Genomic DNA, 26,933 nt, shown 5'->3' with positions numbered 1-26,933 from the left:
GGCGCTGAAATAAAAGCTTAGGGGGCGATTCCCTGCCCACAACCACTGAACTGCTCACCTCCGTAGCTGAGCGTTACCCGCGCAGGGAAGGGAAAACCGCTCATATTGTCAAAGCAAGCGCCCGCTTCAATACGCACCCGAAAGAAAGGCTCAACGCGGGCGTTTTCAAGCACCACCCGGCCCGCTTCGTTGTCCATCACGCTCACCATATAGGGTAGCTCAATACGCTCCTCGCCGTAGTTAAGCTCCAGGGTTAACGTGGGGGAATCGTGTGCGAGCGCGACCACCCAGCCTGGCTCATTGCCATGTCCAAAAAACATAACGCCTGGCCGCTCTGCACGAGTAAGGACTTTACGCTCTTCGCCAAGGGTGCACTGCAGTTGGCCACGCGGTGTTTCCACCATGGCCTGGTTACCTCGGTTCCAAAAACTGATACTGCCATCCTGGTAGCGAGCCCCGTTAGCGACGACCGCTTGAGGCAGCAGCCAGGCGCCGTGCAGCGACCAAAGCCGTAGGTCATTAGTATTTGTCGCTGTCACTAAATTCTGGTCAGCGGGCTGGCAGTGCCAGCCCTGGTACTGCTCGGCGTTTCCAGCAAAAAGTACCGAGGGCAACAACGGGGCACTGCTGTTAACGGTCATTGTGCCAGACTCGTCTGCTGGTGAAGACGTAGAGGCACAGCCGGTGAGTGCCATCAAACAAGCACCCACAGCGGCTAATCGAAGGGGGGTAAAAAACGTCATCTATCAAGGCTCCCTGCGCGCGTGATTTATTGTGTAATGCACTAGCTTCGCTTAAAGGCGTGTAGATCCTGTGGATCAAAGGTATCAAACTTGGGCGGCAACCCCAATGCTGCCCGCTTTTCCGCCAAGTGATGCTTCTCGGCCAGCCACGTGGGGTCTTGAGAGGGCTCACGACCATTTAGCTCGGCTAGCTGCGTTATCCCTTGATGGTAAAAGGTCACGATATTAAGCGCGGCTTGATTATCATCTTCAAGTGCACGCCTAAGCGTAGGTAAATACCCCCTGATTTGCGACAGGTGTTGCTTTAACTGCCATACGTAGCGCATCTCGGTCATCCAGGGCCGTTCGCGCAGCACCGCAAAGAGTGCGCTGGTGGCTAGAAGTCCCAGGAAGATACCTAGCGCGTAGAGCCATAAGCTGCTGCCCAAGGCAGAGGTCAGCAGCATGGAAAACAGCATTCCAAAAATGACCAGTTGTCCCGCCATCGCAAAGCTAATCATGCGCGCCTTACGACGGTAGCGTTGTACATCATGCGGCTCAAGGGTAAACACCATGGCCAACCTCGCAATCCAAATGAGAGCTCTATAATACGGGGCTGACCAACGCAAACAAGCCTGAGTCGCTTAATGTGCGCTTAATCGCTCTGCAGCCATTTTTAACAACCGCTCGGTTGCCTCCCAGCCAACACAGGCATCGGTTACCGAAACACCGTAACGCAGTGCACTAGGGTTTAACGGCTGTTTGCCCTCAAACAGGTGGCTTTCAAGCATCAAGGCGACCAGATTGGCGTTGCCCGCCTGCCGCTGGGCCAGTACATCCAGCATTACTTCATTCTGACGACGATGATCTTTACGTGCATTGGCGTGGCTACAGTCGACCATTAAACGTGGGTTCTGACCTGCCTCATGCAGCGCCTTGATAGCTGCCTGAACATGCGCTGCCTGATAGTTCGGCTCGCCATGCCCGCCGCGAAGCACAACATGCGTATGCGGGTTACCGGCTGTTTGCTGCATGATGGGGCGTCCATGACTGTCTTGAGCAAAGCGCTGGTGCCCATGAGCGGCAGCTTGTATGGCGTCAATCGCGACCTGCACATCTCCGCTGGTGGCATTTTTGAACCCGACCGCCGCGGCCAGGTCACTGGCCAGCTCACGGTGCAGCTGCGACTCTGTAGTACGCGCGCCAATCGCGACCCAGCTTAAAAGGTCATCCAGGTAAGGCGCGAGCATGGGCTGAAGCAGCTCGGTGGCCACCGGTAGGCCTCGGGCGGCAACGGCATGCATCAATTCACGAGAGAGGGTAATGCCCTTGGGCATATCGCCACGACCGTCTAAATCAGGGTCATAGGCCAGCCCTTTCCAGCCAACCGTCGTACGCGGCTTTTCAACGTAAACCCGCATTACCGGTAAAATCTGCTCATCCACCTGCTCACTTAGCACCGCCAAACGGTCAGCGTACTCAAGCGCTGCGTCCGGGTCATGGATAGAACAGGGGCCTACCACCACCAATAATCTTTTATCCTGGCCACTTAATATTTTCTGAACTGCTTCTCGCTGTTGAGAAATTTGCTGGCCTAACCGAGCATCAACGGCAACGCTTTGGCGTAACTCGGCGGGTGTCGGTAAGTGATTAACAGGGCTGGGCGTACTGTCGCCAAGGAGTTTGGCGTTAGCATTCTTGATCGGGGCTAGGCTTGCCTGGGCATTCATCATTAACTCTCCGGTATCACATGACATCGTTGATTGGCGTTACCACCCAAACGGGCACGGTCGGAGGTGGCAGCTTGCACCGACCGCGCGTCGCTAAATCGCCAGCCATAGCCCACATAGCCGGTAGCGATAGTGACGTTATAAGCGCGATACATCATGGTGCAGCTCCTTAATGAAATTCCTATGGCAAAAGCCGTTAAACGCAAAAAGCCCCGGTGGGGTTACCAACCGGGGCTTGAAGATTCGGCAGGCAACCTGGAAGGTGTGCCTAGTAGCGCGACGTTAACCGTCGGCCGCGGGCACACCGTGGCTAAACCAATATCCAAAATAGGCCACAACGCTCATGCACACACTAACCGCCATAAAAGGCAGGCGGTTAGCAGTGTGGAAAGGCGCTTGTGTGTGCATATTTTTCCTGATGACTGGCAAGCTAAGGGGCCGCAAAAAATCGTTTTAAAAAAGGTATATCTTTATCCTGCCCTTAAGCTTGGCAAATGGCAACTGTTGATTAACAAACAGCGCCATAGCCAAAAAGTGACAGACTAACGCTGTGGGTCAATCACCCACGCGGCGCATAAGCAAATACGTCGGAAAAAACCCGCTCACTCACCACGCCTTTGGTTTCCAACACATCCAGGCAGGCGTATACCATGCCGGGCGAGCCGGAGAGATACACGTCATAATCGCTGAACGTCAGCGCCGCTTTCTCCAGTACAAGATCAACCCGGCCCTGATGGTGATGAATACGCTCGCCGCTTGCCAAAGGCTCAGTTAGCGGAAATTCGGTGACCGCTTTAAACGTTACATTGGGATAGCGCTGCGCCCACTCAGTCGCCAGGCTTTCAGCGTAAAGGTCGCGATGCTCACGGGCAGCCCACCAGAGTGAGATTGGCCGCTCAGGCTGGTCACGCAGGGTGGCCTCAACAATCGCTTTCATTTGTGAAAACCCTGTGCCAGCAGCAATCAGCAGCAGCGGACGCTCGCTTTGCGCGTCAACCACACATTCACCGCCGGGCAAGCGCAGCGTTAGCTGATTAGCCACCTGGAGCAAATTTCGAAGTCGTACTGAATTATCGCGCTCAGGCCAGTGCTGAATATGCAGTTCAATGACGCCATCGCCCTGCTCGGCACTGGCAATTGAAAAGGGCACCCAAGTGTTGTCATCCAATTTAAGTTCTAGATATTGCCCAGGCGCATGCTGCATTGATTCTGCACGCCCTTTTAGCGTCACGCCAAATACGTCAGGATTTAAATCCTCAACGGCCGTTACCTGGCAGGTTAACGTCCTTGCGCTCATGAAAACCTCTATGTGAAAAATCGATCAACGTGCGCCGCTAAACTTAACTGCCTTCTTAACCGCCATGCCGCGGTGCTGGCAGAGGAATACCAATCCCCAGCTCTTCCCACCGCTCGTCAACGCGATTTTTGACTGTCTCGTCCATCACGATGGGCGTGCCCCACTCGCGGTCTGTTTCGCCTGGCCATTTGTTGGTCGCATCGAGCCCCAGTTTGGAACCCAGGCCAGAGACAGGCGAGGCGAAATCCAGATAATCGATAGGCGTATTCTCAACCATCACGGTATCTCGCGCCGGATCCATACGTGTGGTAATCGCCCAGATCACGTCTTCCCAGTTGCGCGCATCAACGTCGTCATCCAGCACAATCACGAACTTGGTGTACATGAACTGACGTAAAAAGCTCCATACCCCCATCATCACGCGCTTGGCGTGACCTGGGTACTGCTTTTTCATGGTAACAACCGCCATGCGATACGAGCAGCCTTCAGGCGGCAGGTAAAAGTCGACAATTTCAGGAAACTGCTTGCAGAGTATCGGCACAAACACTTCGTTAAGCGCCAACCCGAGAACGGCAGGCTCATCCGGCGGCCGCCCGGTATAGGTGGAGTGATAAATGGCATCACGGCGCATGGTCATGCGCGTTACCGTAAAGACCGGGAAGTGATCCACCTCGTTGTAATAGCCGGTGTGATCACCGTACGGGCCTTCAGGCGCCATATCATCAGGATAGATAACCCCTTCCAGAATAATCTCACTGGAGGCAGGCACCTCAAGGTCATAATGGCCGCACTTAACAAGCTCGGTACGCGAGCCGCGCAGAAGCCCGGCAAACGCATATTCGGAGAGTGAGTCAGGGACGGGGGTCACGGCCGCCAGGATCGTAGCCGGATCAGCACCCAACGCTACGGCAACCGGGAAAGGCTCGCCAGGGTGCGCTTGCTGAAACTCCTGGAAATCCAGTGCCCCGCCGCGGTGGGAGAGCCAGCGCATGATCAGGCGGTTCTTGCCAATCTTCTGCTGCCGGTAAATCCCCAGATTCTGACGCTTTTTATGCGGGCCACGGGTAATGACCAGCGGCCAGGTGACCAAAGGCGCCGCATCGCCCGGCCAGCAGTGCTGGATAGGCAGACGATCAAGATCAACCTCGTCACCTTCAAAAACGACTTCCTGCACTGGCGCCCGCTTAACGGTTTTAGGCCCCATGCTAAGCACTTGTTTGAAGATAGGCAGCTTATCCCAGGCGTCTTTCAACCCCTTGGGCGGATCAGGCTCTTTTAAAAAGGCCAACAGCTTACCCACTTCGCGCAGCGCTTCGACCGACTCCTGCCCCATTCCTAGTGCCACGCGCTTTGGTGTACCGAAAAGATTGCCCAGCAGCGGCATATCATGGCCCTTCACATTCTCAAACAAGAGTGCCGGGCCACCGGCACGCAGCGTGCGGTCGCAAATCTCGGTGATTTCCAGGTAAGGATCGACTTCGGCTTGGATACGCTTGAGTTCACCGCGCGCTTCCAGCGCCGCGATGAAGTCGCGCAAGTCGTTATACTTCAAGACACACTCCCCGCTAGGCTTGCGCCGCTATAGTGATTCTCATCAATCCTAGCGGCGTTTCATCGCTTCAAAGAACTCAAGATTCGTCTTGGTATCCTTCAGACGATCAATCAGGAATTCCGTGGCAGCCGTGTCTTCCATCGGGTTGAGCAGCTTGCGCAAAATCCACATGCGCTGCATCTCTTCCTCAGACGCCAGCAGATCTTCACGCCGCGTGCCGCTGCGACGAATGTTGATTGCCGGGAAGACGCGCCTTTCCGCCAGCTTGCGATCAAGGTGCGCTTCCATATTACCGGTACCCTTGAACTCTTCGAAGATGACTTCATCCATCTTCGAACCTGTATCCACCAGGGCCGTAGCGATAATGGTCAAGCTGCCGCCCTCTTCGATATTACGCGCCGCACCGAAGAAACGCTTAGGCTTCTCAAGCGCATGCGCATCGACACCACCGGTAAGCACTTTACCGGAGCTCGGCACGACGGTGTTGTAGGCACGCGCTAAGCGGGTAATCGAGTCCAGCAGGATAACCACGTCTTTTTTGTGCTCAACCAAACGCTTGGCTTTTTCGATGACCATTTCAGCGACCTGAACGTGGCGCGCTGGCGGTTCATCAAAGGTGGAAGCCACCACTTCACCGCGTACGGTACGCGACATTTCGGTCACTTCCTCCGGGCGCTCATCGATCAGCAGTACGATCAGATGGCACTCAGGGTTGTTGCGCGTAATCGAGGTGGCGATGTTCTGCAGCATCAGTGTCTTACCCGCTTTAGGCGGAGACACCAGCAGGCCACGCTGACCTTTACCAATCGGCGCAGTCAGGTCGATGATACGGGCCGTTAGATCTTCGGTAGAACCGTTACCGATTTCCATCCGCAAACGGTCATTCGGGAATAGCGGCGTTAAGTTCTCGAAGAGAATCTTGTGCTTGGCATTTTCCGGACGGTCAAAGTTGATCTGGCTAACCTTGAGCAGAGCAAAGTAGCGCTCGCCTTCTTTGGGCGGGCGAATTTTGCCGGAAATGGAGTCGCCTTTACGCAGGTTAAAACGGCGAATCTGCGAGGGCGATACGTAGATATCGTCCGGTCCGGCAAGATAGGAGCTGTCGGCGCTGCGCAGGAAGCCAAAGCCATCCTGAAGAATTTCCAGTACACCGTCGCCATAAATGTCCTCACCGCTTTTAGCGTGTCGTTTGAGGATGGCGAAAATGATGTCCTGCTTGCGCGAACGGGCCAGGTTATCGATACCCATTTCGCGGGCGATATCGAGCAGCTCGGGAACGGTTTTTTGCTTGAGTTCAGTGAGATTCATCGGCGTGTTAGAAAGTTGCTCTGGAAGCTAGGCGCAAGGCGCCAGAATAAGACAGGAGGCGTAGCACGTACTGATATGGCTAGGCGCCGTGTGATGCGTTCAGGTCCCGATAAAGCACGTACTCGATGGTAAGCCGCTGGGCATGTGAAAACTCATGGCATTGGTGCAATGAGGCAATGAGTTATTGCTCAGTTCGAGGGTACATGCAGTTGTTTGTTCTGATTGGCATAAGGAAAGAACCAATCAGCGGGTCATCTGACGACTTGGAAATATGGCTGATGCTATCTGGATAAGCAGTATCTTGTTAACATGCTGGATAAGCGTTAGTTAGTCAATATACGTAGCACAATCATCGCGTGCTTAGCCAAGGTAAGTACAGCATTAAATAAATACGACGTTCAATAAGTCCCGATAATACCAAGAAAGCCTAGTACCAGGAAAGCTTAACTAGGAAAGCCTAGCACCAGAAAGGCTTGGCAACCAAGACAACTGAATCGACACGCTATCAACGATCTCTTGTCAGCAGAGCTATTACTAGTAATTTTTTGGGTAATTTCTAGCAATCAGCCTTGTAGCAGGCAAGGTCGAGTCAGACCTGTCGTTCGATGGTAGTCAAGGCCCGCGATAAACGCAAGTCTTTGCCAATTGACAATAGCCCAAGCGCACCGCAACCTTGGCAAAGCCAATACGAAGGATAGCTCATGCCCAAGGACATTTCACCCCCCGTTAGCGCTCCTGTTAGCGACCTGGAAAACGCAGCACCACAGCGGCTAGCCGCCATTGACCTCGGCTCCAACAGTTTTCACCTTCTGGTAGCCAACTATCAAAATGAGCGTCTTCAAGTCGTTGCACGATTGGGTGAAAAAGTCCAACTGGCGGCTGGCCTGGATGAAGAGGGCAAGCTTAACGAAGCAGCCATTCAGCGCGCCCTGGATTGCCTGGGCCGCTTCGCGCCGTTTTTAAGTGATATTGAGAGCGCAAACCTGCGTATCGTGGGCACTAACGCCCTGCGTGACGCCCATAATAGCCAGGCGTTTATTGAACGGGCTGAAACACAACTTGGTCACCCCATCGAAATTATTGCGGGCCGTGAAGAGGCCCGGCTTATCTATCTAGGGGCGGCTCATGCCTTGGCCGAAAACGGGCGCCGCTTGATTGTCGATATTGGTGGCGGCTCAACAGAATTTATCATTGGTGAAGAGTTTGAACCCAAGGCGCTGGAAAGCCTGCGCATGGGCTGTGTGACCTTTACCAGCCGCTACTTTCCTGACGGCGAGATGAGTGAAAAGCGCATGCGCCGCGCCGAACTGGCCGCGTTATCAGAACTTGCCCATATCCAGCGCCCCTACCTGCGCCTTGGCTGGGAAGACCCAGTAGGCTCCAGTGGCACTATTAAAGCAGTGGCTAGCGTTCTTCTCGCCTATGGTGACACACCCTCTGAAGGTGTGATTACGCGCAGCGGGCTCAAAAAACTGCGTGAGCGCCTGCTCAAGTGCAAACAGCTGGACAAAGTCGAACTCGACGGGTTAAAGCCTGACCGCGCACGAGTTTTCCCTGCTGGGGTGGCCATTTTAAGCGCTATCTTCGAGGCATTTGACCTGCACCAAATGCGTTTTGCCGACGGCGCCCTGCGCGAGGGTGTGCTCTATGATATGGCTGGACGCAATAGCGCAGAAGACACGCGCTCCAAAAGCCTTGACGTACTCCAGCGCATTTACGACGTGGATACCCGACAGGCCGATAACGTGGCCGAGACCGCACTGCGTCTGTTTAAGCAGGTGCAAGGCACCTGGTCGCTCACCCATGAGCATCGTTACTACCTTCAGTGGGCCAGCCATGTACACGAAATTGGCTTGGCTATTTCCCATAGCCAGTTTCATCGCCATGGCGCTTACCTGCTGGAAAACTCTGACCTGGCGGGCTTTTCACGCCCGGAGCAGCATCAGCTGGCCTTTCTAGTGCGTGCCCATCGGCGTAAATTCCCGCTCAAGGAGTGGCAGGCGCTCCCCAAGGCGCAGCACGCGCACAGCATACGGCTTGCCCTATTGCTGCGCCTGGCGGTACTGATTAACCACTCACGCCCCGAAAACGCCCCACCCTTGCCGAATATTAGTGTTGATACCGACAGCTTAACGCTGGCACTGCCCGCCAGCGATGAACCAACGCTACTCAGCACCGATATTGAGCAGGAGCAGGCGTATATGGACGCCGCAGGCTTCACGCTGAACGTCATACAGGAAGACTAAGAGACAGACGGGCACACCGCCTACGAGACAAACCTTACGTTAGCCGCTTTCCAGAGCACTCTGGCTGGCGGCTGAACCACGCCAAGGCAAGTGTCTTCCGCCATGACCATCACCAGCCGCTCGCGCTCCCATGGGGGAATTTGGGCCTCCTGAAGCAGCCTTTTAACGTCTCGGCGCCCTCGCTCGGCAAGCGCAATCACTTCTCCTCCCTGGCGCCAGCGCAACGTTAGCGGCGTATCGGACTTCAACGAGAGTTCCAGCGCACCTAACGGTGTTGCCTGCCCTGCCCTGCCATCCCAGGCACACTGCCAGGCCGGTAGCGGCTCAAGCGGCGCCATTAGATAAAGCCGCTGTTGCCACACCCGGGCCTCCGCTCCTGGCCACGTGACGTGCACACTCGCGTCCGGTGCGGCCGTTAATTGATCAAGTAGCGTCTCCAGACGACGCTGAGGCGGGGTCGGCAATAATCGCTGCTGGCACCAGGAGCGTATCAGCAATCGCTGGCGAGGCCGTGAGCGCGTGGCCAACGCGAGGGCATCAATACACTCCAAGTCGGCGCTGTTAGCATCTGTGCGAAGCGCCTCCAACTCCGCTTGGGCATACTCACTAAGCAGCGCATCCGCTTCCCCGGCATGCTTAGCGCTATGGAAAAACGCGCCAGCCATGTCGGGCCAGCGCGCTTTGAGAAGAGGCAACACGTCATGACGCAGGCGGTTACGATCAAGCGTAACATCGCTATTAGTAGGGTCTTCGCGCCATTCAAGGCCGATTTGGTAGGCTCGCCCCTCCAGGCAGCGCCGGGCAATCGAGAGCCAGGGCCGAACGAAGGTAAGGCCGTGTGCATGACGGCAGTGTGGCATTCCCGCTAACCCACGAATACCGCTTCCCCGCAGTGCAGCCAGCAGAAAGGTTTCCGCTTGATCATCCTGATGCTGGGCCAGCCAAACGGTGTCTCCCGTGGGAACATGCTCATGAAACGCAGCATAGCGCGCCTGACGCGCTGCCGCTTCAATACCGCCAGCGGCGTCGACCGTAACGCGCACCACACTAAGCGGCACGCCAAGCTGCTTGCAAAGCGCTTGGCAGTGCTGTTCAAAGTCATCGGCGGCGGCCTGCAAGCCATGATGAATATGGATGGCGCGCAGCGGGCGATTGGCCTGGCGGCAAACAGAAGCTGCCAGCGTCAGCAGCAATGCGGAATCAAGCCCCCCGGAGAGCGCGACCCAAATAGAGCGCCCCGGTGGGGTTTCCACCAGGGCGTCGTTTAACAGGCGTTCAAGCTGCTTAGGCAGTTGGGGCGCCATAGCTCATTAAGCGCTTATAACGGCGCTCCAGCAGGGCATCGGCATCCAGTGCCTGGAGGCGCTCAAGGCCCTCGGTGATGGTCTCTTTCACACGCTCCGCCGTCGTCATCGGATGACGATGCGCACCGCCTAGCGGCTCTTTAATCAGCCCATCTACAAAGCCAAGCACTTTTAAGCGCTCTGCGGTGATCCCCATTGCCTGGGCCGCATCAGAGGCTCTTTCGGCACTTTTCCAGAGAATAGACGCACAGCCTTCTGGCGAAATAACCGAGTAGGTGGAGTACTGAAGCATGTACAGCTCATCACATACGCCGATCGCCAATGCCCCACCGGAGCCGCCTTCGCCAACAACCGTTGATATAATCGGTGTTTTCAGGCGCGACATGACCGCCAGGTTGTAGGCAATCGCTTCACTCTGACCACGCTCTTCCGCGTCAATGCCTGGGTAAGCACCGGGGGTATCGATAAAGGTTAAAATCGGCATTTTGAAGCGTTCGGCCATTTCCATCAGACGACACGCTTTACGATAACCTTCGGGGCGAGGCATACCGAAGTTACGGCGCACCTTCTCTTTAACATCGCGCCCTTTCTGGTGGCCGATCACCATGACCGGCTTATCATTCAAGCGCGCAACGCCGCCTACCAGAGCAGCGTCATCAGCGAAGTTACGGTCGCCATGTAGCTCGTCAAAGTCGCTAAACATATGCTCAAGATAGTCGAGCGTATAAGGGCGCTGAGGATGACGCGATAGCTGAGAGACCTGCCAGGGCGTCAAGTCCTTGAAGATCGATTCGGTCAGCTTACGACTTTTCTCCTCCAGCCGGGATATCTCATCGGAGAGATTAACGCTGTCGGAGCTAACCAAACGTAGCTCCTCAATTTTTGCCTGAAGCTCGGCAATGGGCTGTTCAAAATCGAGATAATTGGGATTCATCGGCTCTGCCTGTAAGCTGCCTATAAAAAGGCCTTGTCGAAACGAGTATCTAATAGACGTATTATCGCATCCTGACCCTGCCACGCAAGGCAGGGTCTGCTCAACGACACTACCCAACCGTCATACGGTCAGGTTTAGCGGTAACGTAGCTGAACCCCCGCTTGCCCTTCCACATCGCGCAACGCAAGCAGCAAGTCATCACTGGGCGCGACTTTCCATTCACCGGCAAGCTCCAGCCAGCCGACGGCTTGGGCATGGCGATACTGCAACCGCACCGGCAAACCGCCATTATCCCGGTAGGGCGCTAAACTATCGCGCAGACTCTCGACCAAGCGGCCATTGATACGCTCGGCGTCCAGTGCAAGCTCAACGGCATCGCCATAGCGAATACGGGCAGTGACCATAGGCGTTACATCTTTTCCACGCAGTCTCAGCCCACCCGAGAAATCGTCACTGGAAACTTCGCCTTCAACAATCAATACCTGATCAGCCTCTATCTGACCACGTAACTGGTCGAATAGCTCACCAAACAACGATGCTTCAATACGCCCGGTGCGATCATCCAGGGTGATAAACGCCATGGTATCGCCACGTTTGGACTTCATGGTACGCATCGCAACCACCAGCCCGGCCACCCGCTGAGGTTCGCGGGAGGGTTTTAAATCGCTAATACGTGTTGATACAAAGCGTTTTAATTCACGCTCATATTCATCAATCGGATGCCCGGTAAGATAAAGCCCGAGGGTATCTTTTTCACCTGAAAGGCGCTCGCGGTCGGTCCATTCTCGCGCACCGAGGTACTCAGTGTAGACATCGAGCGCTTCGTCTTCGGCATCAGCAAAAGCCTCGCCGAACATGTCCAGCATGCCCAGGCTCTGGTTGGTGTGGTTCTGGGCGGCGGCCTTCAGGGCATCTTCCATAGAAGCCGCCAGCACGGCCCGGTTAGGACCAAGATTATCCAGCGCCCCTGAGCGAATCAGCGCTTCCAGGGTGCGTTTGTTCATACGCTTAGGGTCAAGCCGACGACAGAAATCGAACAGGTCGGTGAACGGCCCACCCGTCTGGCGCGCCTCGACAATTGCCCCGATGGGCCCCTCGCCCACCCCACGAATCGCCCCCAGGCCGTAAACCACGCGCCCTTCGGTATCCACGGTAAATTTGTAGCCGCCTACGTTAACGTCCGGCGGAGTAACGGTCAGCTTGAGGTTACGGCACTCCTCGATTAACGGCACTACCTTATCCAGGTTGTCCATCTCGGTAGACATAACCGCAGCCATAAATGGCCCTGGATAATGGGCCTTCAGCCATGCGGTCTGATAAGACACCAGCGCGTAGGCGGCAGAGTGCGACTTGTTAAACCCGTAACCGGCGAACTTTTCCACCAGGTCGAAGATATTACCGGCAAGATCCTTATCGATACCATTGGCCGCGCAGCCTTCCATAAAGCCTGAACGCTGCTTGGCCATCTCTTCGGGCTTTTTCTTACCCATCGCCCGGCGCAGCATATCGGCCTGGCCCAGCGAATAACCGGCCATTACCTGAGCGATCTGCATGACCTGCTCTTGGTAAAGGATAATACCGTAGGTAGGCGACAGCACCGGTTTTAACAGCTCGTGCTGGTAATCCGGGTGTGGATAAGATACTTCGGCACGGCCATGTTTACGGTTGATAAAGTCATCGACCATGCCTGACTGCAGCGGGCCGGGGCGGAACAGCGCCACCAGAGCGATCATGTCGTCCAGCGAATCCGGTAGCAGGCGCTTGATCAGCTCCTTCATGCCGCGGGATTCGAGCTGGAAAACGGCGGTAGTTTCAGCACGCTTGAGCATTTCAAACGTTTTGCCATCATCCAACGGAATCGCATCGATGTTCAGCGGTTCCTGGCCGTTCACGCCGCGAACCTTATCGACCATCTCAAGCGCCCAGTCGATAATGGTCAGCGTACGCAGTCCCAAAAAGTCGAACTTGACCAGCCCGGCGTCTTCGATATCGTTTTTATCGAACTGAACCACCAGCCCATTGCCGCTTTCATCGCACAGTAAGGGCGAGAAATCGGTCAGCTTGGTGGGTGCGATGACCACGCCGCCCGCGTGCTTGCCGGTGCCGCGGGTCGTACCCTCAAGCTTGAGGGCCATTTCCCAGATCTCTTCAGCTTCTTCGTCGTTAGCAATGAACTCTTTAAGCGCGGCCTCCTGCTCGATCGCCTTGCCAAGCGTCATGCCCACTTCAAACGGGATCAACTTGGAGAGCTTGTCGCCCAGTGAGTACGGTCGCCCCTGAGCGCGTGCCACATCGCGTACCACGGCTTTGGCCGCCATGGTGCCGAAGGTAACAATCTGCGATACCGCGTCACGCCCGTAGCGCTCGGCCACGTACTCGATCACCTTGTCGCGTTTTTCCATGCAGAAATCGACGTCAAAGTCGGGCATGGAAACACGCTCAGGGTTCAAAAAGCGCTCAAACAGCAGGTCGTAGCCGATGGGATCAAGGTCGGTGATCTTTTGCGCGTAGGCAACCAGAGAGCCCGCACCGGAACCTCGCCCGGGCCCTACCGGTACGTTGTTATCCTTGGCCCACTGGATAAAGTCCATGACGATCAGAAAGTAACCGGGGAAGCCCATCTGAATAATAACGTTGAGTTCAAACTCCAGCCGGTCGCGGTAACGCTGATCAATTTCCTTGTATTCGTCACTGTCGCGCGGGTAGCGCTCGACAGGAAACAGGAAGTTCAGACGATCCGTCAGGCCGTCGTGGGAGACCTTGCGGAAAAACTCATCCAGGGTCATTCCCTCAGGGATTTCGAACTCAGGCAAAAATATCTCACCCAGACGTACATCCACGCTGCAGCGCTCGGCAATCATCACGCTGTTTTCCAGCGCCTCGGGGATATCCGAGAACAGTGCTGCCATCTCGTCCGGGCTTTTTAAATACTGCTCTTCGGTGTAGCGGCGTTCACGGCGCGGGTCGTCCAGCGCCTTGCCTTCACCAATGGCGACACGCGTTTCATGCGCCCAGAAATCCTCCCGCTCAAGAAAGCGTACGTCATTGGTAGCCACCACTGGCGTGCCGGTATCGATGGCAAGCTTGACGCTGGCATGCACGCACGCCTCTTCAAGCGGACGCCCGGTACGAATCAGCTCCAGATAGAAACGATCCGGAAAGGCAACCTGCCACTCTTCAAGCAACTGGCGCGCTTCACGCTCATGATCGGAAAGCAGATGGCGGCCAATTTCGCCCTCCCGCGCACCGGAAAGCGCAATCAGGCCTTCACTTTGTTCAAGCACCCAGCGCTTATCCAAAATGGCCCGCCCCTGACGCTGGCCGTGGGTCCAACCCTTGGAGATCAGCTCGGTCAGGTTGCGATAGCCGACATCGTTCATCGCCAGCAGCGTTATACGGTAAGGATGTGACTCATCGTGGGGATTAAAGAGCCATAAGTCGCTGCCAATAATGGGCTTGAGTGCAGCCCCTTGAGCGGCCTTGTAAAACTTCACTAGGCCGAACAGATTTGTTTCGTCGGTTAGCGCCAATGCCGGCATACCGCGATCAAAGGTAGTGCTGACCAACGACTTAAGTTTTACCAAGCCGTCGACCAGGGAGTATTCACTGTGCAAACGTAGATGAACAAACGGTACCGTCATGACACTCTCGGCAGAATCTCGGTAAAAAGAAATGAAATAACGTTAATTTAACGTAGCGACAGCACTTAAATGAGGGCTAATTGGCGCTGAACGGGGGCGAAGCTTCGGCGGTGCTCCTCAAGCGGCCCGTGAGCGGATAGCGCCTCAAGATGCTCTTTCGTTGGGTAGCCTTTGTGACGTGCAAAGCCGTACTCAGGATAGCGCATATCCAGCGTAACCATCTGGGCATCGCGCGCGACCTTGGCAAGAATCGACGCCGCAGCAATGGCGGGATGGCGCGCATCGCCTTTGACTACGGCTTGCCCCGGCAAACTATGTCCCGGCAAACGGTTACCGTCCACCAGCAAATACTCGGCCGCAGGGGCTAAACCATCAATCGCACGACGCATTGCCAAGTGCGTGGCGTGGTAAATATTGAACTGATCAACTTCGGCAGCGCTTGCCTCAGCGACCACAAAGGCTAACGCCTGTTCGCGTATCAGCACGTCTAACGCTTCACGCTTACGGGCGGTGAGCTTTTTAGAGTCAGTCAGACCGTCAATAGGGCGTGCTGGATCCAGGATCACCGCCGCGGCCACGACGCTACCGATTAACGGCCCACGCCCAACCTCGTCGACCCCCGCCAAGCGCTCGCCCACATAGGCGATCTCAAGCGGCGGAAAATCGCCTGATTTAGCGGGCATTGTGCAGCTCCAGTGACTGGCCTAAGGCGATAGCGGTGATTGCCTCAGCGGCGCGGCGACTGGCGTTGCGCTGCAAGTCGGCGTGCATCGTTGCAAAGCGTGCCTCTAACGCCAATCGTGCTTCGTGATCGCTAAGCAACTCATAAAGCTGGTCTGCGATAGCTTCCGGTGTCGCCGCGTCCTGAATAAGCTCAGGCACCACGCTTTGCTGCGCGATCAGATTGGGTAGCGATATCCACTGGGTTTTCACCATACGCTTGGCGAGCCAATGGGTGGCCGGTGCCATCTTGTACGCAACCAGCATCGCCCGGTGACACAGCATGGCTTCAAGCGCGGCGGTCCCGGATGCCAGGAGCACGACATCGCTGGCGACCATTGCCTCTCGCGCCTGGCCATTTAACAGCTGCACACGCTCGGCAAGCGTTGGATAGTGAGACAAGAGCGCCTGAATTTCGTCATGACGCAGCGCTGAGGCAGCCGGAATCAAAACCTTTAGCGTGGCATGGCGCTGGCACAGCAGCTCAGCGGCGGCTAAAAACGTATGACCCAGGAAACGTATTTCGCTGCTGCGCGAGCCTGGCAACAAAGCAAGCACCGGCGCATCTTCATCAAGACCTAGTGCCTGTCGCGTTGCGATGCGGTCATTTTCAAGCGGCAGCTCATCGGCAAGCGGATGACCCACGAACACAACAGGAACACTGTGGTGCCGGTAAAAATCGGCCTCAAAGGGCAGCAGAGTGAGCATGCCATCAACGGATTTGGCAATGCCTTTCACACGCCCCTGCCGCCACGCCCAAACAGAAGGGCTGACGTAGTGGGCCGTTTTGATTCCGGCATTACGCAGCTGCTTTTCCAGGCCGAGCGTAAAATCAGGCGCGTCGATACCCACCATGATATCCGGCTGCCAGGCGAGCGCTTCGCGACGCAGCGTGCGGCGCACACCTACCAGCTCAGGCAGGTGTTTGATGACCTCAACCAGCCCCATCACAGAAAGCGTTTCCAACGGAAAGCGGCTTTGCATCCCCTCAGCGATCATGCGAGGCCCGCCAATCCCACGAAACTCAACCTCTGGATGACGCGACTTAAGCGCACGCATCAGACCAGCCCCAAGGATATCCCCCGAAAGCTCGCCAGCCACCAGATAAACACGCTGCAAGGTCATAAGCGAATGGACATGGTTAGCGCGTAATGCCGCGGGTCGAACGCTCGATAGAGTCAGCGAACTCCGTCACTTCCTCTATATCAAAGCGCGCACGCATCTCTTCAAGCGCTTGCTCGACGGTAAGCCCCTGGCGATAGACCATCTTATAAGCAACGCTCAGTGCATTAATTGCCTCACGGCTAAAGCCGCGGCGTTTTAAGCCGACCAGATTCAGACCACGCGCTTCTGCCGGGTTGCCGTTAATCATGACATAGGCAGGCGTGTCTTTAGTGATAATAGAGCCACCACCCGCCATGGCATGCTCACCAAAGTGACAAAATTGGTGCACGGCAGACAGGCCACCCAGGATAGCGTAATCACCCAGCGTTACGTGCCCGGCGAGCGTTACCTGGTTGGCAAGGATACAGTCATTGCCAATGACACAGTCATGGCCCACGTGTACGTAGGCCATAAACAGATTGCGGGAACCAATCGTCGTTTCACCACGGTCTTGTACCGTACCACGGTGAAGCGTCACGCCTTCACGGATAACGTTATCGTCGCCCATGACCAGACGAGTAGGTTCACCAGCGTACTTTTTGTCCTGACAATCCTCACCTACCGAGGCGAACTGAAAAATACGCGTGCGCTTCCCCAACACAGTGGGTCCTTTGACCACGACGTGCGGGCCGATTATGGAGCCTTCGCCGATCGTGACGTTAGGCCCAATAACACTAAAAGGGCCAACCTCAACGTCATCTGCGAGCGTTGCCGTTGGGTCAACCAGTGCAGTAGGATGTATCAAGCAACCTTCCTCTCAGCACAAATAATTTCTGCTTCACAGGCAAGCTCTCCGTCAACCGTGGCGCGACACGCAAATTTCCAAATGCCTCGCTTGCCACGAATTACGTTAGCCTCCAGTTGAAGCTGGTCACCAGGCATAACCGGGCGCTTGAAACGTACATTGTCGCTACCCACCAGGTAGTACACGTAGCCATCCGCTGGCAGCTTGTTAACTGTTTTAAAGCCTAAAATACCGCAAACCTGGGCCAGTGCTTCGACTACCAGCACACCCGGCATAATCGGATGATGTGGAAAGTGGCCGTTGAAAAATGGCTCGTTAATACTAACGTTTTTGAACGCAACGATGGATTCGCCCACAGTTAATGCTGTCACTCGATCCACCAATAAAAACGGATAGCGGTGGGGCAAGTATTCGCGAATTTCGTTAATATCCATGACCATCGTAACGACCTCAAAATGAAAAACGCCTGATAGGCATCAGGCAAATACCAGCACTTCGTCTGGTTAAAGGGCAAGGAATTATACCCTGCCGCCCTCTCGTCTCAAGCTACTTACTTAGTAAACAATATGGCTTTTAGGTGTCACGCGTCGTTTTTTCCAGCCGAGACAACCGCTTGGCTATATCATCCAACTGCTTAAACCGCACCGCATTTTTACGCCACTGCGAATTACTCATTGCCCCCGTACCTGACGAGTAGACACCGGGAGTATGAATCGAATTGGTCACAAGGCTCATTCCGGTGACCTGAACGCCATCACAAATCGTTAGGTGGCCTGATAATCCAACCCCCCCACCCAACATGCAGTGCTTGCCTACTTTGGTGGACCCTGCAATACCGACACAGCCTGCCAAAGCGCTATGGGCACCAATAGTGACGTTATGAGCGATTTGTACCTGACTATCGATTTTAACGTCATCGCCAATCAGGGTATCGCCTAGCGCACCACGGTCAATGCTTGAGCAACTGCCAACTTCGACATTATCACCCAGCACAACGCCACCTAACTGGGCAATTTTGTGCCAACCTTCACCGTCGTGGGCAAATCCAAAACCGTCTCCACCAATCACACAGCCACTTTGTAAAATGACCCGCTTGCCAATAATCACGCCATGACACACGGTCACATTGGCATGCAGCCGAGTATTTTCGCCGATAACGCTATCAGCCCCAACGACACTCCCAGCGCCCACCACAACGTGGTCACCCAGTGTTACGCCCGCTTCTACTACGGCGTGGGCCTGGATCGAGACGCCTTCACCCAGCGTTACGCTGTTGGCAACGACCGCGGTGGGATGGATACCGGCCTTATCACGTGCAGGCAATGGGTCAAATAGCTGAGAGAGTTTGGCATACCCCAGGTAGGGGTTTTCCATCTCAAGCTTTGGCACCGGGCAACTCTTGCCATGCTCAGGGTGAAGCAGCACGGCTGCCGCCTGAGTGGTGGCCAAATCCTTGAGGTAAGCGCGATTTGTTAAAAAGGCCACTTGATCAGATGTGGCCTCTTTAAGTGTTGCTAAACCACGAATGGGTAGCGCGGCATCACCTTCAAAGGTGACCCCTAAATGGCGAGCAATGTCCGCAAGTGTAAGATGGTGAGATGCGTGCGTCATGGGAGCCCAATAAAGCAATAGTGCAGCACAGCTACACCAACAGTCATTAAAAAATTAATTACATCGAATCAAATATTTGCGTAACTTCATCAGTCACATTAGGCAAATCAACCGAGGAATGAAGCACTCCTTGAGGCTCAACCAATACATCAATATTGTGACGGTTCAGCACTTGCTCCACCGCTTGCTCAAGCTTGAGTTCCGCACCTTCCAGAAACTGCTGCTCTGAACGCTGCTGAGCCTCCATAACATCACGACGTAACTGCTCAAAACGCGAACCTTTCTGCTGCAGCTCAGCGATCAGTGTTTCGCGCTGCGACTGAGACATCGTTTCGCCTTCGCGCTGCAAGCGTTCTTGCAACTGCTGTAACTCATTTCCCAGGCTTTGGGCTTCACTCTGCTGACTGCCAATCTGGTTTTCCAGCTGATTTAGCGAGGTTTGAGCCGACTGGGTATTCATCAGCGCAGCTCGCCAATCCAGCACGGCAACCTCTGCAGCTTCTGCTGCATGAACCGGTAAAACAATCGCACCAAATAAGCACACGGCCGCTGTCAGTTTACGCATCGAGTCACTTCCTTATCATCAAGCGGGGGCGCTACCAAGGGCGCGCCCCTTTAGCAAAGTTAGAATGTTTGTCCCAGCGAGAACTGGAAGAACTGTGTGTCATCACCGCTTTTGTCTTTAAGCGGCTCCGCGATGCTAAAGGTCAGCGGACCAACCGGTGTTAACCAGGAAAGGCCAACGCCCACACTATAGCGCAAATCGCCCAGGTCGACGCCAGAACTACACTGCTGACGACCCACATCAGCTTCTAATACCTTGTAGCAGGAGCTCAAGAACGTATTACCGGCATCCAGGAACAGCGAAGGCTGCACAGAACGCTGATTTTCTACAAAGGGCATGGGGAAGATCACTTCAGCACTACCTTCCACCAACACATTACCGCCCATTGTGCGATCACGCCCTCCTTCAACTCCCGGCGTGGTAGGTTGCCCCAATGTATTGGATGTAAAGCCTCGTACCGATCCTAAACCACCTGCGTAAAAATTCTCATAGAAGGGAAAAGGATCGTTTGAATCAAACGTATTGGCATAGCCAAGGTTACCGCTAAACTTAAGCGCCCAACTCTCATCGTTATTGAGCGGATATAGCTGCTGAGCCCGAGCGCGCAGCTTATAGTACTCTGCATCGCCGCCCGGCACGCCGGTTTCAAGCGACAGGCGCTGATAGTTACCGGCTGTCGGCATCACGCCTCGGTTAAGGTTGTTACGCGTCCAGCTCGCCGTGAGTTTAAGGCTTTGAGCGCGCTCCCCTTCGTCATCCACATAGCGATGAATTTCTGACGCCGTATCGTTGTAGGTTTTAATTTTAAGTTCTTCAATGCTCGCCCCGAAGTTGAGGCGAGACAGCTCACTTACCGGATAGCCGAAGTTGATACCCGCGCCGTACGCATCGGTCGAGTAGGTAGAGATATCCGAGTCGGCGTAGTCCGTTTCACGGTAAAATATGTTGTAGCCGCGAGAAATACCGTCAAGTGTCCAGTAAGGATCCGTGAAGGCAAAGTTGACGCTGGTGAAGGTGTCGCTGCGCTGCGCGCCAACATTGACCCGGTTACCCGTACCCAGGAAATTGTTTTGTGCCAGTCCAACCCCGTAGATTACCCCGGCACTTTGCGAAAAGCCCACGCTGGCAGACACCGAGCCTGAGGGCTGCTCTTCCACACTGTAGGTGACGTCCAACTGATCAGGCTGACCTGGTACCGGCTGGGTATCCACTTCTACCTGGCTAAAGAAGCCAAGCCGTTCAAGGCGCTGGCGCGACTGAGCAATTGAGTCGGTCGATGCGGGGGCGCCTTCCATTTGAATCATTTCCCGACGCAGCACTTCGTCCTGGGTGGTGGTATTACCATAAAACTCAATACGTCGAACATAAGTGCGCTGGCCAGGTTCAACCGCGATGACCAGGTCAACCGTTTCACCGTTATCCGCCATTTCAGGAATACCCTGAATATCGGCGAAAGCAAAACCTTCAGCGCCCAAACGCTGGCGTAGCGCTTCGGTCGATGCGTTCACCTGACCACGAGAGAAAATGTCTCCGCTATGGATCTCCATGAGTTGGCGTGCTTCGCTTTCGCTGATTTGCATATCACCCACAAAACGGACATCACCTACTCGATACTGGTTACCCTCATCAACATTAAGCGTAACAAATATTTCGGACTTTTCAGGCCCAATAGAGACTTGCGTGGAGGTAACATCAAAATTTACATAGCCACGATCAAGATAGAAGGTGCGAAGGCGCTCGATATCGCCCGATAAAGCTTCACGCGAGTACTCATCACTTGAAAACCAGCCAAAGAAGCGCCCCGGCTTGTCGTTCAGCTCAAAAACATCGCGCAGCGTTTCATCGTCAAAATCCTGATTACCGACAATATTGATTTGACGGATCTTGGCGACTTCGCCTTCATTAATATTGATATTGACCTGTACACGCCCTTCATCAACCTGTTCAACCTCGGTCGTAATGCGAGCACTGTAGCGTCCCTGAGCCTGGTAAACACCTTCAAGCTCACGCTGAATCTCTTCAAGGGTCGAGAGTTGCAGCACTTGCCCTTCCGACAACCCTGATTGACGTAAGCCGTTACGCAGGTCCTCTTCTGAAATCTGCTTATTGCCAGTGAGGTTCAAGCGCGCGATGGTCGGTCGTTCAACTACCTGAATAACCAATACATCGCCTTCGCGAGCTAGCGAAACATCTTCAAATAAACCAGTGGCAAACAAATCGCGTGCGGCTGACGCTAGCTGCTGCTCGCTAACCCGATCATTCGTACTGACAGGAAACGCATTAAAGACCGATGCAGCGGATACCCGCTGTAGTCCTTCCACTCGAATGTCCGAAACATCAAAGGATTGTGCCTGGGCGCCGCTAGCGCCTACCAGCAAGAGTGCTGCCATTCCAAGGGTCTTGATTTTCATGCTGTCAGTTCGCTCGCGTTGGTCTGCCTATCACGTTAGATAAGCACCATATACATTTGTGCAGGCAGATGACAAGGCATCCTGCGCGCTACACGCGTCATTACCAAAGGCGCATCAGATCAAAATACAGAGCCATCACCATCAGGCCGCCAACCATGGCAAGCCCAATGCGTAATCCAATGGCTTGGGTTTGTTCAGAGACCGGCCGCCCACGTAAGATTTCCAAAAAATAGTAAAGCAAGTGTCCACCATCGAGCACCGGAATAGGCAATAAATTAAGCACGCCAAGGCTGATGGACAAATACGCTAAAAAGCCTACAAAGGCTTCCATTCCGGCACGGGCCGAATCACCCGAAATTTGCGCAATCGTAATAGGACCGGAAAGGTTGGAAGGTGAAATCAAACCTACCAACATTTTACGAATCGCATCAACGGTTAATAAAATCATATCACCGGTACGCGATAGCGCTTGTCCAACCGCTTCGATAGGCCCATAACGAATTTCACGCTGTAGCGACTCAGGCCACGTTACCGACTCAACGCCTGCACCAATGTACCCAACCTCACCGCCACTCTCCAGCAGATTGCTACCCGGCGTTAGTGTTAGTGTGCCCTGCTCGCCATTTCGCTCATAGGCTACGCTAAGCGTTTCACCCGCACTACGGCGGATCATCGTGACAAACTGCATCCAATCTTCCACCGGTGTGCCGTCAATCGCAATAATATGATCGCCTGCTTGCAACCCCGCGTTGGCGGCAGCTTCGCCATCGACCACCTGGCCTAATACTGCTGGGAATTCTGGCTGCCAAGGCGTCATACCCAAGGATTGCAGTGGCTGGGGCGGGTCCTGGCGGGCCAAGTAGTTATCGACCTCTAGCGCGTAAGCTCGTTCACTGCTACTGCCCTCAGGCAACACATTGATGGTTAGCGAGCCACTAAAACCAATCATAGAGATAAGCTTTAGGTTGACCTCCTCCCAGGAGCGTACGGCGTCATTTTGAATAGCGATAATTTCGTCGCCGTGGGCAAGGCCTGCTTCAGCTGCCGGCGAATCAGGCAGCACATCTCCCACCATGGGAGCGACCACGGTCGTCCCGGATACAAAGAGCGCCCAGTAGGCAACAATAGCCAACAGGAAATTTGCCAAAGGCCCAGCGGCAACAATGGCGATACGCTGCCATACCGTTTTGCGATTAAAGGCCTGGTCAAGCTGATCTTCCGGTACCGGCGCTTCACGCTCGTCCAACATTTTGACATAGCCGCCCAGCGGAATGGCCGCTATCGCGTACTCCGTCCCCTGGCGGTCGACGGTGGACCAGAGCGGTTTGCCAAAACCCACCGAAAAACGTAACACCTTGACGCCACAGCGGCGCGCCACCCAAAAGTGGCCAAACTCGTGAAAGGTGATCAACAAACCCAGCACGACGATGATCGCTAAAATGTTTTGTAACAGGCCCACAATAAACTCCCTGGCACCCTGCACATCAGCCGATGCTTAAGTGACCTACTTGCTTCTCAATATTCGGTACGGCAGTGTCTAGCCTGCTTGTAACATGACCCTTTGCGCTGCCTGCTGACGCGCCCAGTGGTCTGCAGCCAAGATATTTTCAATCGTATCGGCGCTGCCTGCATAGGGCTGCGATACAACCTCTTCAACCACGTTGGCTATTTCACCAAAGCTGAGCCTTTCCGCCAGGAACGCCTCAACAGCGACTTCATTGGCTGCATTGAGAATCGCCGGCGCGGCACCGCCCTTCTGTATGGCTTCACGGGCCAAGCGTAGGCAGGGAAAGCGCGCTTCATCCGGTGCTTCAAAATCCAGCTGCGCGATCTGGAACAGATCCAGGGCTTCTACACCGGCCTCAATACGCTCGGGCCATGCCAGTCCATAGGCAATGGGTATACGCATATCCGGGTTGCCCAGCTGGGCGATGACAGAGCCATCAATGTAAGCTGCCATGGAGTGAATCACACTCTGCGGATGCACTACCACCTGAATTTGCTCGGGCGTTGCATCAAACAGCCAGCACGCTTCAATTAATTCAAGGCCTTTGTTCATCATGGTGGCGCTATCAACCGAAATCTTGCGCCCCATCGACCAGTTAGGATGGGCGCAGGCCTGGTCGGGCGTCGCATTGGCAACCTTGTCCGCACTCCAGGTGCGAAAAGGCCCGCCAGACGCTGTTAGTAGCAGCTGTCGAACGCCGTGACGCTCAAGCCCGCCGCGATGTTTTACCGGCAGGCACTGATAGATAGCATTATGCTCAGAATCGATAGGCAACAGCGTGGCGCCAGAGCGCTCAACCGCCTGCATGAACAGCGCACCGCTCATCACCAGCGCTTCTTTATTCGCAAGTAGTACGCGCTTGCCCGCTTCTGCAGCGGCCAGCGCAGGCAGCAGCCCCGCTGCCCCAACGATGGCGGCCATAACGGCATCGACACACGCCTCACGGGCAACCTGGCAGAGTGCTTCACGACCCGCCAGCACGACGGTCGGTTGGTCAGCGTCATCAAGCGCTTGGCGAAGCCATTGCGCATCGTCACTATGATCGAGTACCGCGATACGGGGATGATGCGTCAGGCACTGTTCCAGAAGCACTTCCCTAGAGGTATGTGCCGTCAACGCATACACCCGATAACGCTCGGGATGACGGGCGATGACATCCAGGGTGCTCACCCCGATAGAGCCGGTTGAGCCCAGCACGGTAATCCACTGGCAGGACGGTTGACTCATAAGACAGGCACCTGCCCTTGAAGAACGGGCAAATAGAGCAGCGCAAAGAGCGGAATCGCCGCCGTCAAGCTATCAATCCGGTCCAGCACGCCGCCATGGCCCGGTAGCAGCTGGCTTGAGTCCTTGATGTCTCGGTAGCGTTTGAGCATGCTTTCCAGCAGATCGCCCAGCACTGAAATAAGCGTGACAATAATCGTGACTACCACCAAGCCAACAGCTACACCCGGGGTTAACGACTGCCAAAAGGCGAAGCCAAGCGCCAGTAGCGTGGTGGCAACCAGCCCACCGATAACGCCTTCCCAGGACTTACCGGGGCTGACCCTTGGAGCGAGTTTGCGCTTACCAAAGCGACGCCCGGCAAAATAGGCGCCGATATCCGCCGCCCACACCAGCAGTAATACAAATAACAGCCATACGCCGCCGCTATCGCGCAGAATATTAAAGCCGACCCAGCAGGGCAGCAGCACCCATAGCCCCATCGCCAAGCGGCGTGGCGTTGACTGCCACTGCTGCCCTTTCTCCGGGTAATGGGTCACCCAGTAAAGATTAACCAGCCAGCCAAGGGCGGCGCACCATAAAGGCCATACTGCAAACGCGGCACCGATGAGCCACATCAGTAGCATCAACACCGCAAGCCCGGCGACCAGCTGAACACGCTGACGCTGCCGGATAACGCCGGCCAGGTTCGTCCACTCCCAGGCCCCAAGCAACACCATCAAAGCGGTAAAAAGCGCAAACGCGCCACCTTGCAATCCAAACAGACCCACCAGCACCAAGGGCGCCAGCCAGGCTACGGTTATAATCCGCTGTCTAAGCACCTTGCGCCTCTATTTGTTCGTCGGTCATGCCAAAACGTCGACGCCGCTGACAAAAGTCGTACAGCGCGCTGTCCAGCGCATCGGCACCGAAATCGGGCCAGAGTAAGGGCGAGAAATGCAGTTCAGCATACGCTAACTGCCACAGCATAAAATTCGACAATCGCTGTTCGCCACTTGTTCGGATACACAGGTCAACAGGAGGCACATGGTCTGCTTCCATTACCCTGTCAAAGCAGGCTTCATCGATATCGCCAGGCTGTAACTCACCGGTGGACACCTGTTCAGCCAAATGTCGCGCTGCACGTGCGATGTCCCACTGCCCGCCGTAATTGGCAGCGATCACCAGGTGCATGCCGGTATTATCCGCGGTCAGCGCTTCTGCACGCTGTATATACTTCTGAATGGCGTGAGAGAAGCCACGCCGCTCACCAATAATCGTTAGCCGAATATTGCGCTCATTAAGCTTTTTAACTTCGCGCTTGAGCGCCATCAAAAAGAGCTCCATCAACGCATTCACTTCAGCCGCTGGACGTTTCCAGTTCTCGCTTGAAAAGGCAAACAGGCTCAGCGTATTTACCTGGCGCTCGGCTGCGCGCTGAATGACCGCTCTGACGGCTTCGACGCCTGCACGATGACCACGTACGCCAGAGAGGCCGCGGGCCTTTGCCCAGCGATTATTGCCGTCCATTATGATCGCGACATGCGACGGCAGTGCTTCACCCAGGCACTTGGGTGGCGTGCTTGCGTCGTCCGGCGGTTCTTGAGGAAACTGCGGTGACGTCATGAGGTCTCGCACAAAAGCTCAGTCATAGTAAAGCCATAGGCCTAGCGGGCAGCCTGGCTACCCGCAGCTAAATAAAAGGCAGGTGCTTATACCTGCATCAAGTCCTGCTCTTTCGCGGCAAGCGCTTTATCGATTTCGGCAATATATTTGTCGGTCAGCTTTTGGATTTCATCTTCACCCTGACGCTGATCGTCTTCGGTAATCTCTTTGTCCTTTAGCAAGGATTTGAAATCACCGTTGGCATCGCGACGCACGTTACGCACAGCCACGCGAGCATTTTCAGCTTCGCTACGTGCCTGTTTGATATAGCCCTTACGCGTCTCTTCGGTCAACATCGGCATCGGCACACGGATAACGTTGCCTGCACTTGACGGGTTCAGACCCAGATCAGCGGTCATGATGGCCTTTTCAACCTTAGGCGCCATACCCTGCTCCCAGGGAGATACCGCCAGCGTACGCGCATCTTCAACGTTAACCGAGGCTACCTGGTTAAGCGGCACTTGGCTGCCGTAATAATCAACGGTAACGGCATCCAGAATACTGGGGTGTGCACGCCCGGTACGGATTTTGTTGAAGTTGCTATGCAGCGCATCAACACTTTTTTTCATACGAGACTCTGCGTCTTTCTTAATATCGTTGATCACGTT

The 26,933-nt window shown here is 55.0% G+C and carries 24 protein-coding genes; 2 read left to right on the top strand and 22 right to left on the bottom strand.

Annotated features, from left to right (window positions below; all coding sequences use genetic code 11):
- Nucleotides 1-17: 17 nt before the first annotated feature.
- The 4 genes from ACT3TY_RS05865 to ACT3TY_RS05850 form a co-directional block, all read right to left on the bottom strand.
- Nucleotides 18-743, bottom strand: coding sequence for an MliC family protein (locus ACT3TY_RS05865; RefSeq protein ID WP_444627619.1), 726 nt, complete (start codon nucleotides 741-743; stop codon nucleotides 18-20).
- A gap of 41 nt (nucleotides 744-784) precedes the next feature.
- Nucleotides 785-1,297 carry a DUF3087 family protein gene (locus tag ACT3TY_RS05860; RefSeq protein WP_172118478.1) on the bottom strand — a complete coding sequence of 171 codons (513 nt, stop codon included), beginning with the start codon at nucleotides 1,295-1,297 and terminating at the stop codon, nucleotides 785-787.
- Between the two features lie 69 nt (nucleotides 1,298-1,366).
- The gene (locus ACT3TY_RS05855) at nucleotides 1,367-2,452 is read right to left on the bottom strand and encodes a 3-deoxy-7-phosphoheptulonate synthase (protein WP_216658101.1); all 1,086 of its coding nucleotides are present in this window, start codon (nucleotides 2,450-2,452) and stop codon (nucleotides 1,367-1,369) included.
- A gap of 2 nt (nucleotides 2,453-2,454) precedes the next feature.
- Complete coding sequence (locus ACT3TY_RS05850) at nucleotides 2,455-2,610, bottom strand: hypothetical protein (RefSeq protein WP_172118479.1); 156 nt, start codon at nucleotides 2,608-2,610, stop codon at nucleotides 2,455-2,457.
- 244 nt (nucleotides 2,611-2,854) lie between these two features.
- On the opposite strand from ACT3TY_RS05850, the gene ACT3TY_RS05845 reads away from it, so the two are divergent.
- The gene (locus ACT3TY_RS05845; RefSeq protein ID WP_444627617.1) at nucleotides 2,855-2,998 is read left to right on the top strand and encodes a hypothetical protein; all 144 of its coding nucleotides are present in this window, start codon (nucleotides 2,855-2,857) and stop codon (nucleotides 2,996-2,998) included.
- A gap of 13 nt (nucleotides 2,999-3,011) precedes the next feature.
- On the opposite strand, the gene ACT3TY_RS05840 is transcribed toward ACT3TY_RS05845, so the two are convergent.
- From ACT3TY_RS05840 to rho, 3 genes are read right to left on the bottom strand one after another with little or no spacing between them, the layout of a single operon-like run.
- A complete protein-coding gene (locus ACT3TY_RS05840) occupies nucleotides 3,012-3,749 on the bottom strand; it encodes an NAD(P)H-flavin reductase (protein ID WP_172118481.1) in 738 nt (245 codons plus the stop codon).
- Between the two features lie 55 nt (nucleotides 3,750-3,804).
- On the bottom strand, nucleotides 3,805-5,301 hold the full coding sequence (gene ubiD, locus ACT3TY_RS05835; RefSeq protein ID WP_172118482.1) for a 4-hydroxy-3-polyprenylbenzoate decarboxylase: 1,497 nt from the start codon (nucleotides 5,299-5,301) through the stop codon (nucleotides 3,805-3,807).
- A gap of 48 nt (nucleotides 5,302-5,349) precedes the next feature.
- On the bottom strand, nucleotides 5,350-6,609 hold the full coding sequence (rho, locus tag ACT3TY_RS05830; protein WP_172118483.1) for a transcription termination factor Rho: 1,260 nt from the start codon (nucleotides 6,607-6,609) through the stop codon (nucleotides 5,350-5,352).
- A 701-nt stretch (nucleotides 6,610-7,310) separates the two neighbouring features.
- Here rho and ppx point away from each other — a divergent pair.
- Nucleotides 7,311-8,855 (top strand): exopolyphosphatase, encoded by a 1,545-nt coding sequence (ppx, locus tag ACT3TY_RS05825; protein ID WP_444621805.1) that lies wholly within the window; start codon nucleotides 7,311-7,313, stop codon nucleotides 8,853-8,855.
- A 20-nt stretch (nucleotides 8,856-8,875) separates the two neighbouring features.
- Here the strand turns inward: ppx and tilS are convergent, their stop codons facing one another.
- From tilS to frr, 15 genes are all read right to left on the bottom strand, one after another.
- Complete coding sequence (gene tilS / locus ACT3TY_RS05820; protein WP_441677879.1) at nucleotides 8,876-10,159, bottom strand: tRNA lysidine(34) synthetase TilS; 1,284 nt, start codon at nucleotides 10,157-10,159, stop codon at nucleotides 8,876-8,878.
- Nucleotides 10,140-11,093 (bottom strand): acetyl-CoA carboxylase carboxyltransferase subunit alpha, encoded by a 954-nt coding sequence (locus tag ACT3TY_RS05815; protein ID WP_441677877.1) that lies wholly within the window; start codon nucleotides 11,091-11,093, stop codon nucleotides 10,140-10,142. The genes tilS and ACT3TY_RS05815 overlap by 20 nt, the downstream gene beginning before the upstream one ends.
- A 134-nt stretch (nucleotides 11,094-11,227) precedes the next feature.
- Complete coding sequence (gene dnaE / locus ACT3TY_RS05810; RefSeq protein ID WP_172118487.1) at nucleotides 11,228-14,734, bottom strand: DNA polymerase III subunit alpha; 3,507 nt, start codon at nucleotides 14,732-14,734, stop codon at nucleotides 11,228-11,230.
- Between the two features lie 65 nt (nucleotides 14,735-14,799).
- Nucleotides 14,800-15,417, bottom strand: a complete 618-nt coding sequence (rnhB, locus tag ACT3TY_RS05805; RefSeq protein ID WP_172118488.1) for a ribonuclease HII — start codon at nucleotides 15,415-15,417, stop codon at nucleotides 14,800-14,802.
- Nucleotides 15,407-16,579 carry a lipid-A-disaccharide synthase gene (gene lpxB / locus ACT3TY_RS05800; RefSeq protein WP_444627615.1) on the bottom strand — a complete coding sequence of 391 codons (1,173 nt, stop codon included), beginning with the start codon at nucleotides 16,577-16,579 and terminating at the stop codon, nucleotides 15,407-15,409. Before lpxB ends, rnhB begins: the two co-directional genes overlap by 11 nt.
- 16 nt (nucleotides 16,580-16,595) lie before the next feature.
- Complete coding sequence (gene lpxA, locus ACT3TY_RS05795) at nucleotides 16,596-17,363, bottom strand: acyl-ACP--UDP-N-acetylglucosamine O-acyltransferase (protein WP_193055211.1); 768 nt, start codon at nucleotides 17,361-17,363, stop codon at nucleotides 16,596-16,598.
- Nucleotides 17,360-17,803, bottom strand: coding sequence for a 3-hydroxyacyl-ACP dehydratase FabZ (gene fabZ, locus ACT3TY_RS05790; RefSeq protein WP_087109982.1), 444 nt, complete (start codon nucleotides 17,801-17,803; stop codon nucleotides 17,360-17,362). Before fabZ ends, lpxA begins: the two co-directional genes overlap by 4 nt.
- Before the next feature lie 133 nt (nucleotides 17,804-17,936).
- Nucleotides 17,937-18,974 (bottom strand): UDP-3-O-(3-hydroxymyristoyl)glucosamine N-acyltransferase, encoded by a 1,038-nt coding sequence (gene lpxD / locus ACT3TY_RS05785; RefSeq protein WP_441677871.1) that lies wholly within the window; start codon nucleotides 18,972-18,974, stop codon nucleotides 17,937-17,939.
- 58 nt (nucleotides 18,975-19,032) lie between these two features.
- On the bottom strand, nucleotides 19,033-19,539 hold the full coding sequence (locus tag ACT3TY_RS05780) for an OmpH family outer membrane protein (protein ID WP_087109986.1): 507 nt from the start codon (nucleotides 19,537-19,539) through the stop codon (nucleotides 19,033-19,035).
- Between the two features lie 59 nt (nucleotides 19,540-19,598).
- Nucleotides 19,599-21,950 carry an outer membrane protein assembly factor BamA gene (bamA, locus tag ACT3TY_RS05775; protein WP_407647871.1) on the bottom strand — a complete coding sequence of 784 codons (2,352 nt, stop codon included), beginning with the start codon at nucleotides 21,948-21,950 and terminating at the stop codon, nucleotides 19,599-19,601.
- Between the two features lie 100 nt (nucleotides 21,951-22,050).
- Nucleotides 22,051-23,409, bottom strand: a complete 1,359-nt coding sequence (gene rseP / locus ACT3TY_RS05770) for an RIP metalloprotease RseP (RefSeq protein ID WP_444627614.1) — start codon at nucleotides 23,407-23,409, stop codon at nucleotides 22,051-22,053.
- A 78-nt stretch (nucleotides 23,410-23,487) separates the two neighbouring features.
- A complete protein-coding gene (gene ispC, locus ACT3TY_RS05765; protein WP_444627613.1) occupies nucleotides 23,488-24,684 on the bottom strand; it encodes a 1-deoxy-D-xylulose-5-phosphate reductoisomerase in 1,197 nt (398 codons plus the stop codon).
- On the bottom strand, nucleotides 24,681-25,502 hold the full coding sequence (locus ACT3TY_RS05760; RefSeq protein WP_444627612.1) for a phosphatidate cytidylyltransferase: 822 nt from the start codon (nucleotides 25,500-25,502) through the stop codon (nucleotides 24,681-24,683). Before ACT3TY_RS05760 ends, ispC begins: the two co-directional genes overlap by 4 nt.
- Nucleotides 25,495-26,286: a polyprenyl diphosphate synthase gene (gene uppS, locus ACT3TY_RS05755; protein WP_444627610.1), complete on the bottom strand. Its 792-nt coding sequence runs from the start codon at nucleotides 26,284-26,286 to the stop codon at nucleotides 25,495-25,497. The genes ACT3TY_RS05760 and uppS overlap by 8 nt, the downstream gene beginning before the upstream one ends.
- Before the next feature lie 86 nt (nucleotides 26,287-26,372).
- Nucleotides 26,373-26,930 (bottom strand): ribosome recycling factor, encoded by a 558-nt coding sequence (frr, locus tag ACT3TY_RS05750; protein WP_193055206.1) that lies wholly within the window; start codon nucleotides 26,928-26,930, stop codon nucleotides 26,373-26,375.
- Nucleotides 26,931-26,933 lie beyond the last annotated feature (3 nt).

This window comes from Halomonas sp. AOP22-C1-8 (assembly GCF_052378905.1).
GTDB lineage: Bacteria > Pseudomonadota > Gammaproteobacteria > Pseudomonadales > Halomonadaceae > Vreelandella > Vreelandella citrativorans.
Note: the sequence above shows the minus strand (reverse complement) of the source record. Positions and strands in the feature narration are given on the sequence as shown.

Excerpts from the sequence above, each read along its gene's own strand:
- ACT3TY_RS05865 (WP_444627619.1), bottom strand. The coding sequence starts at position 743 with ATGACGTTTTTTACCCCCCTTCGATTAGCCGCTGTGGGTGCTTGTTTG.
- ACT3TY_RS05860 (WP_172118478.1), bottom strand. The coding sequence starts at position 1,297 with ATGGTGTTTACCCTTGAGCCGCATGATGTACAACGCTACCGTCGTAAG.
- ACT3TY_RS05855 (WP_216658101.1), bottom strand. The coding sequence starts at position 2,452 with ATGAATGCCCAGGCAAGCCTAGCCCCGATCAAGAATGCTAACGCCAAA.
- ACT3TY_RS05850 (WP_172118479.1), bottom strand. The coding sequence starts at position 2,610 with ATGATGTATCGCGCTTATAACGTCACTATCGCTACCGGCTATGTGGGC.
- ACT3TY_RS05840 (WP_172118481.1), bottom strand. The coding sequence starts at position 3,749 with ATGAGCGCAAGGACGTTAACCTGCCAGGTAACGGCCGTTGAGGATTTA.
- rho (WP_172118483.1), bottom strand. The coding sequence starts at position 6,609 with ATGAATCTCACTGAACTCAAGCAAAAAACCGTTCCCGAGCTGCTCGAT.
- ppx (WP_444621805.1), top strand. The coding sequence starts at position 7,311 with ATGCCCAAGGACATTTCACCCCCCGTTAGCGCTCCTGTTAGCGACCTG.
- tilS (WP_441677879.1), bottom strand. The coding sequence starts at position 10,159 with ATGGCGCCCCAACTGCCTAAGCAGCTTGAACGCCTGTTAAACGACGCC.
- ACT3TY_RS05815 (WP_441677877.1), bottom strand. The coding sequence starts at position 11,093 with ATGAATCCCAATTATCTCGATTTTGAACAGCCCATTGCCGAGCTTCAG.
- dnaE (WP_172118487.1), bottom strand. The coding sequence starts at position 14,734 with ATGACGGTACCGTTTGTTCATCTACGTTTGCACAGTGAATACTCCCTG.
- rnhB (WP_172118488.1), bottom strand. The coding sequence starts at position 15,417 with ATGCCCGCTAAATCAGGCGATTTTCCGCCGCTTGAGATCGCCTATGTG.
- lpxB (WP_444627615.1), bottom strand. The coding sequence starts at position 16,579 with ATGACCTTGCAGCGTGTTTATCTGGTGGCTGGCGAGCTTTCGGGGGAT.
- fabZ (WP_087109982.1), bottom strand. The coding sequence starts at position 17,803 with ATGGTCATGGATATTAACGAAATTCGCGAATACTTGCCCCACCGCTAT.
- lpxD (WP_441677871.1), bottom strand. The coding sequence starts at position 18,974 with ATGACGCACGCATCTCACCATCTTACACTTGCGGACATTGCTCGCCAT.
- ACT3TY_RS05780 (WP_087109986.1), bottom strand. The coding sequence starts at position 19,539 with ATGCGTAAACTGACAGCGGCCGTGTGCTTATTTGGTGCGATTGTTTTA.
- bamA (WP_407647871.1), bottom strand. The coding sequence starts at position 21,950 with ATGAAAATCAAGACCCTTGGAATGGCAGCACTCTTGCTGGTAGGCGCT.
- ispC (WP_444627613.1), bottom strand. The coding sequence starts at position 24,684 with ATGAGTCAACCGTCCTGCCAGTGGATTACCGTGCTGGGCTCAACCGGC.
- uppS (WP_444627610.1), bottom strand. The coding sequence starts at position 26,286 with ATGACGTCACCGCAGTTTCCTCAAGAACCGCCGGACGACGCAAGCACG.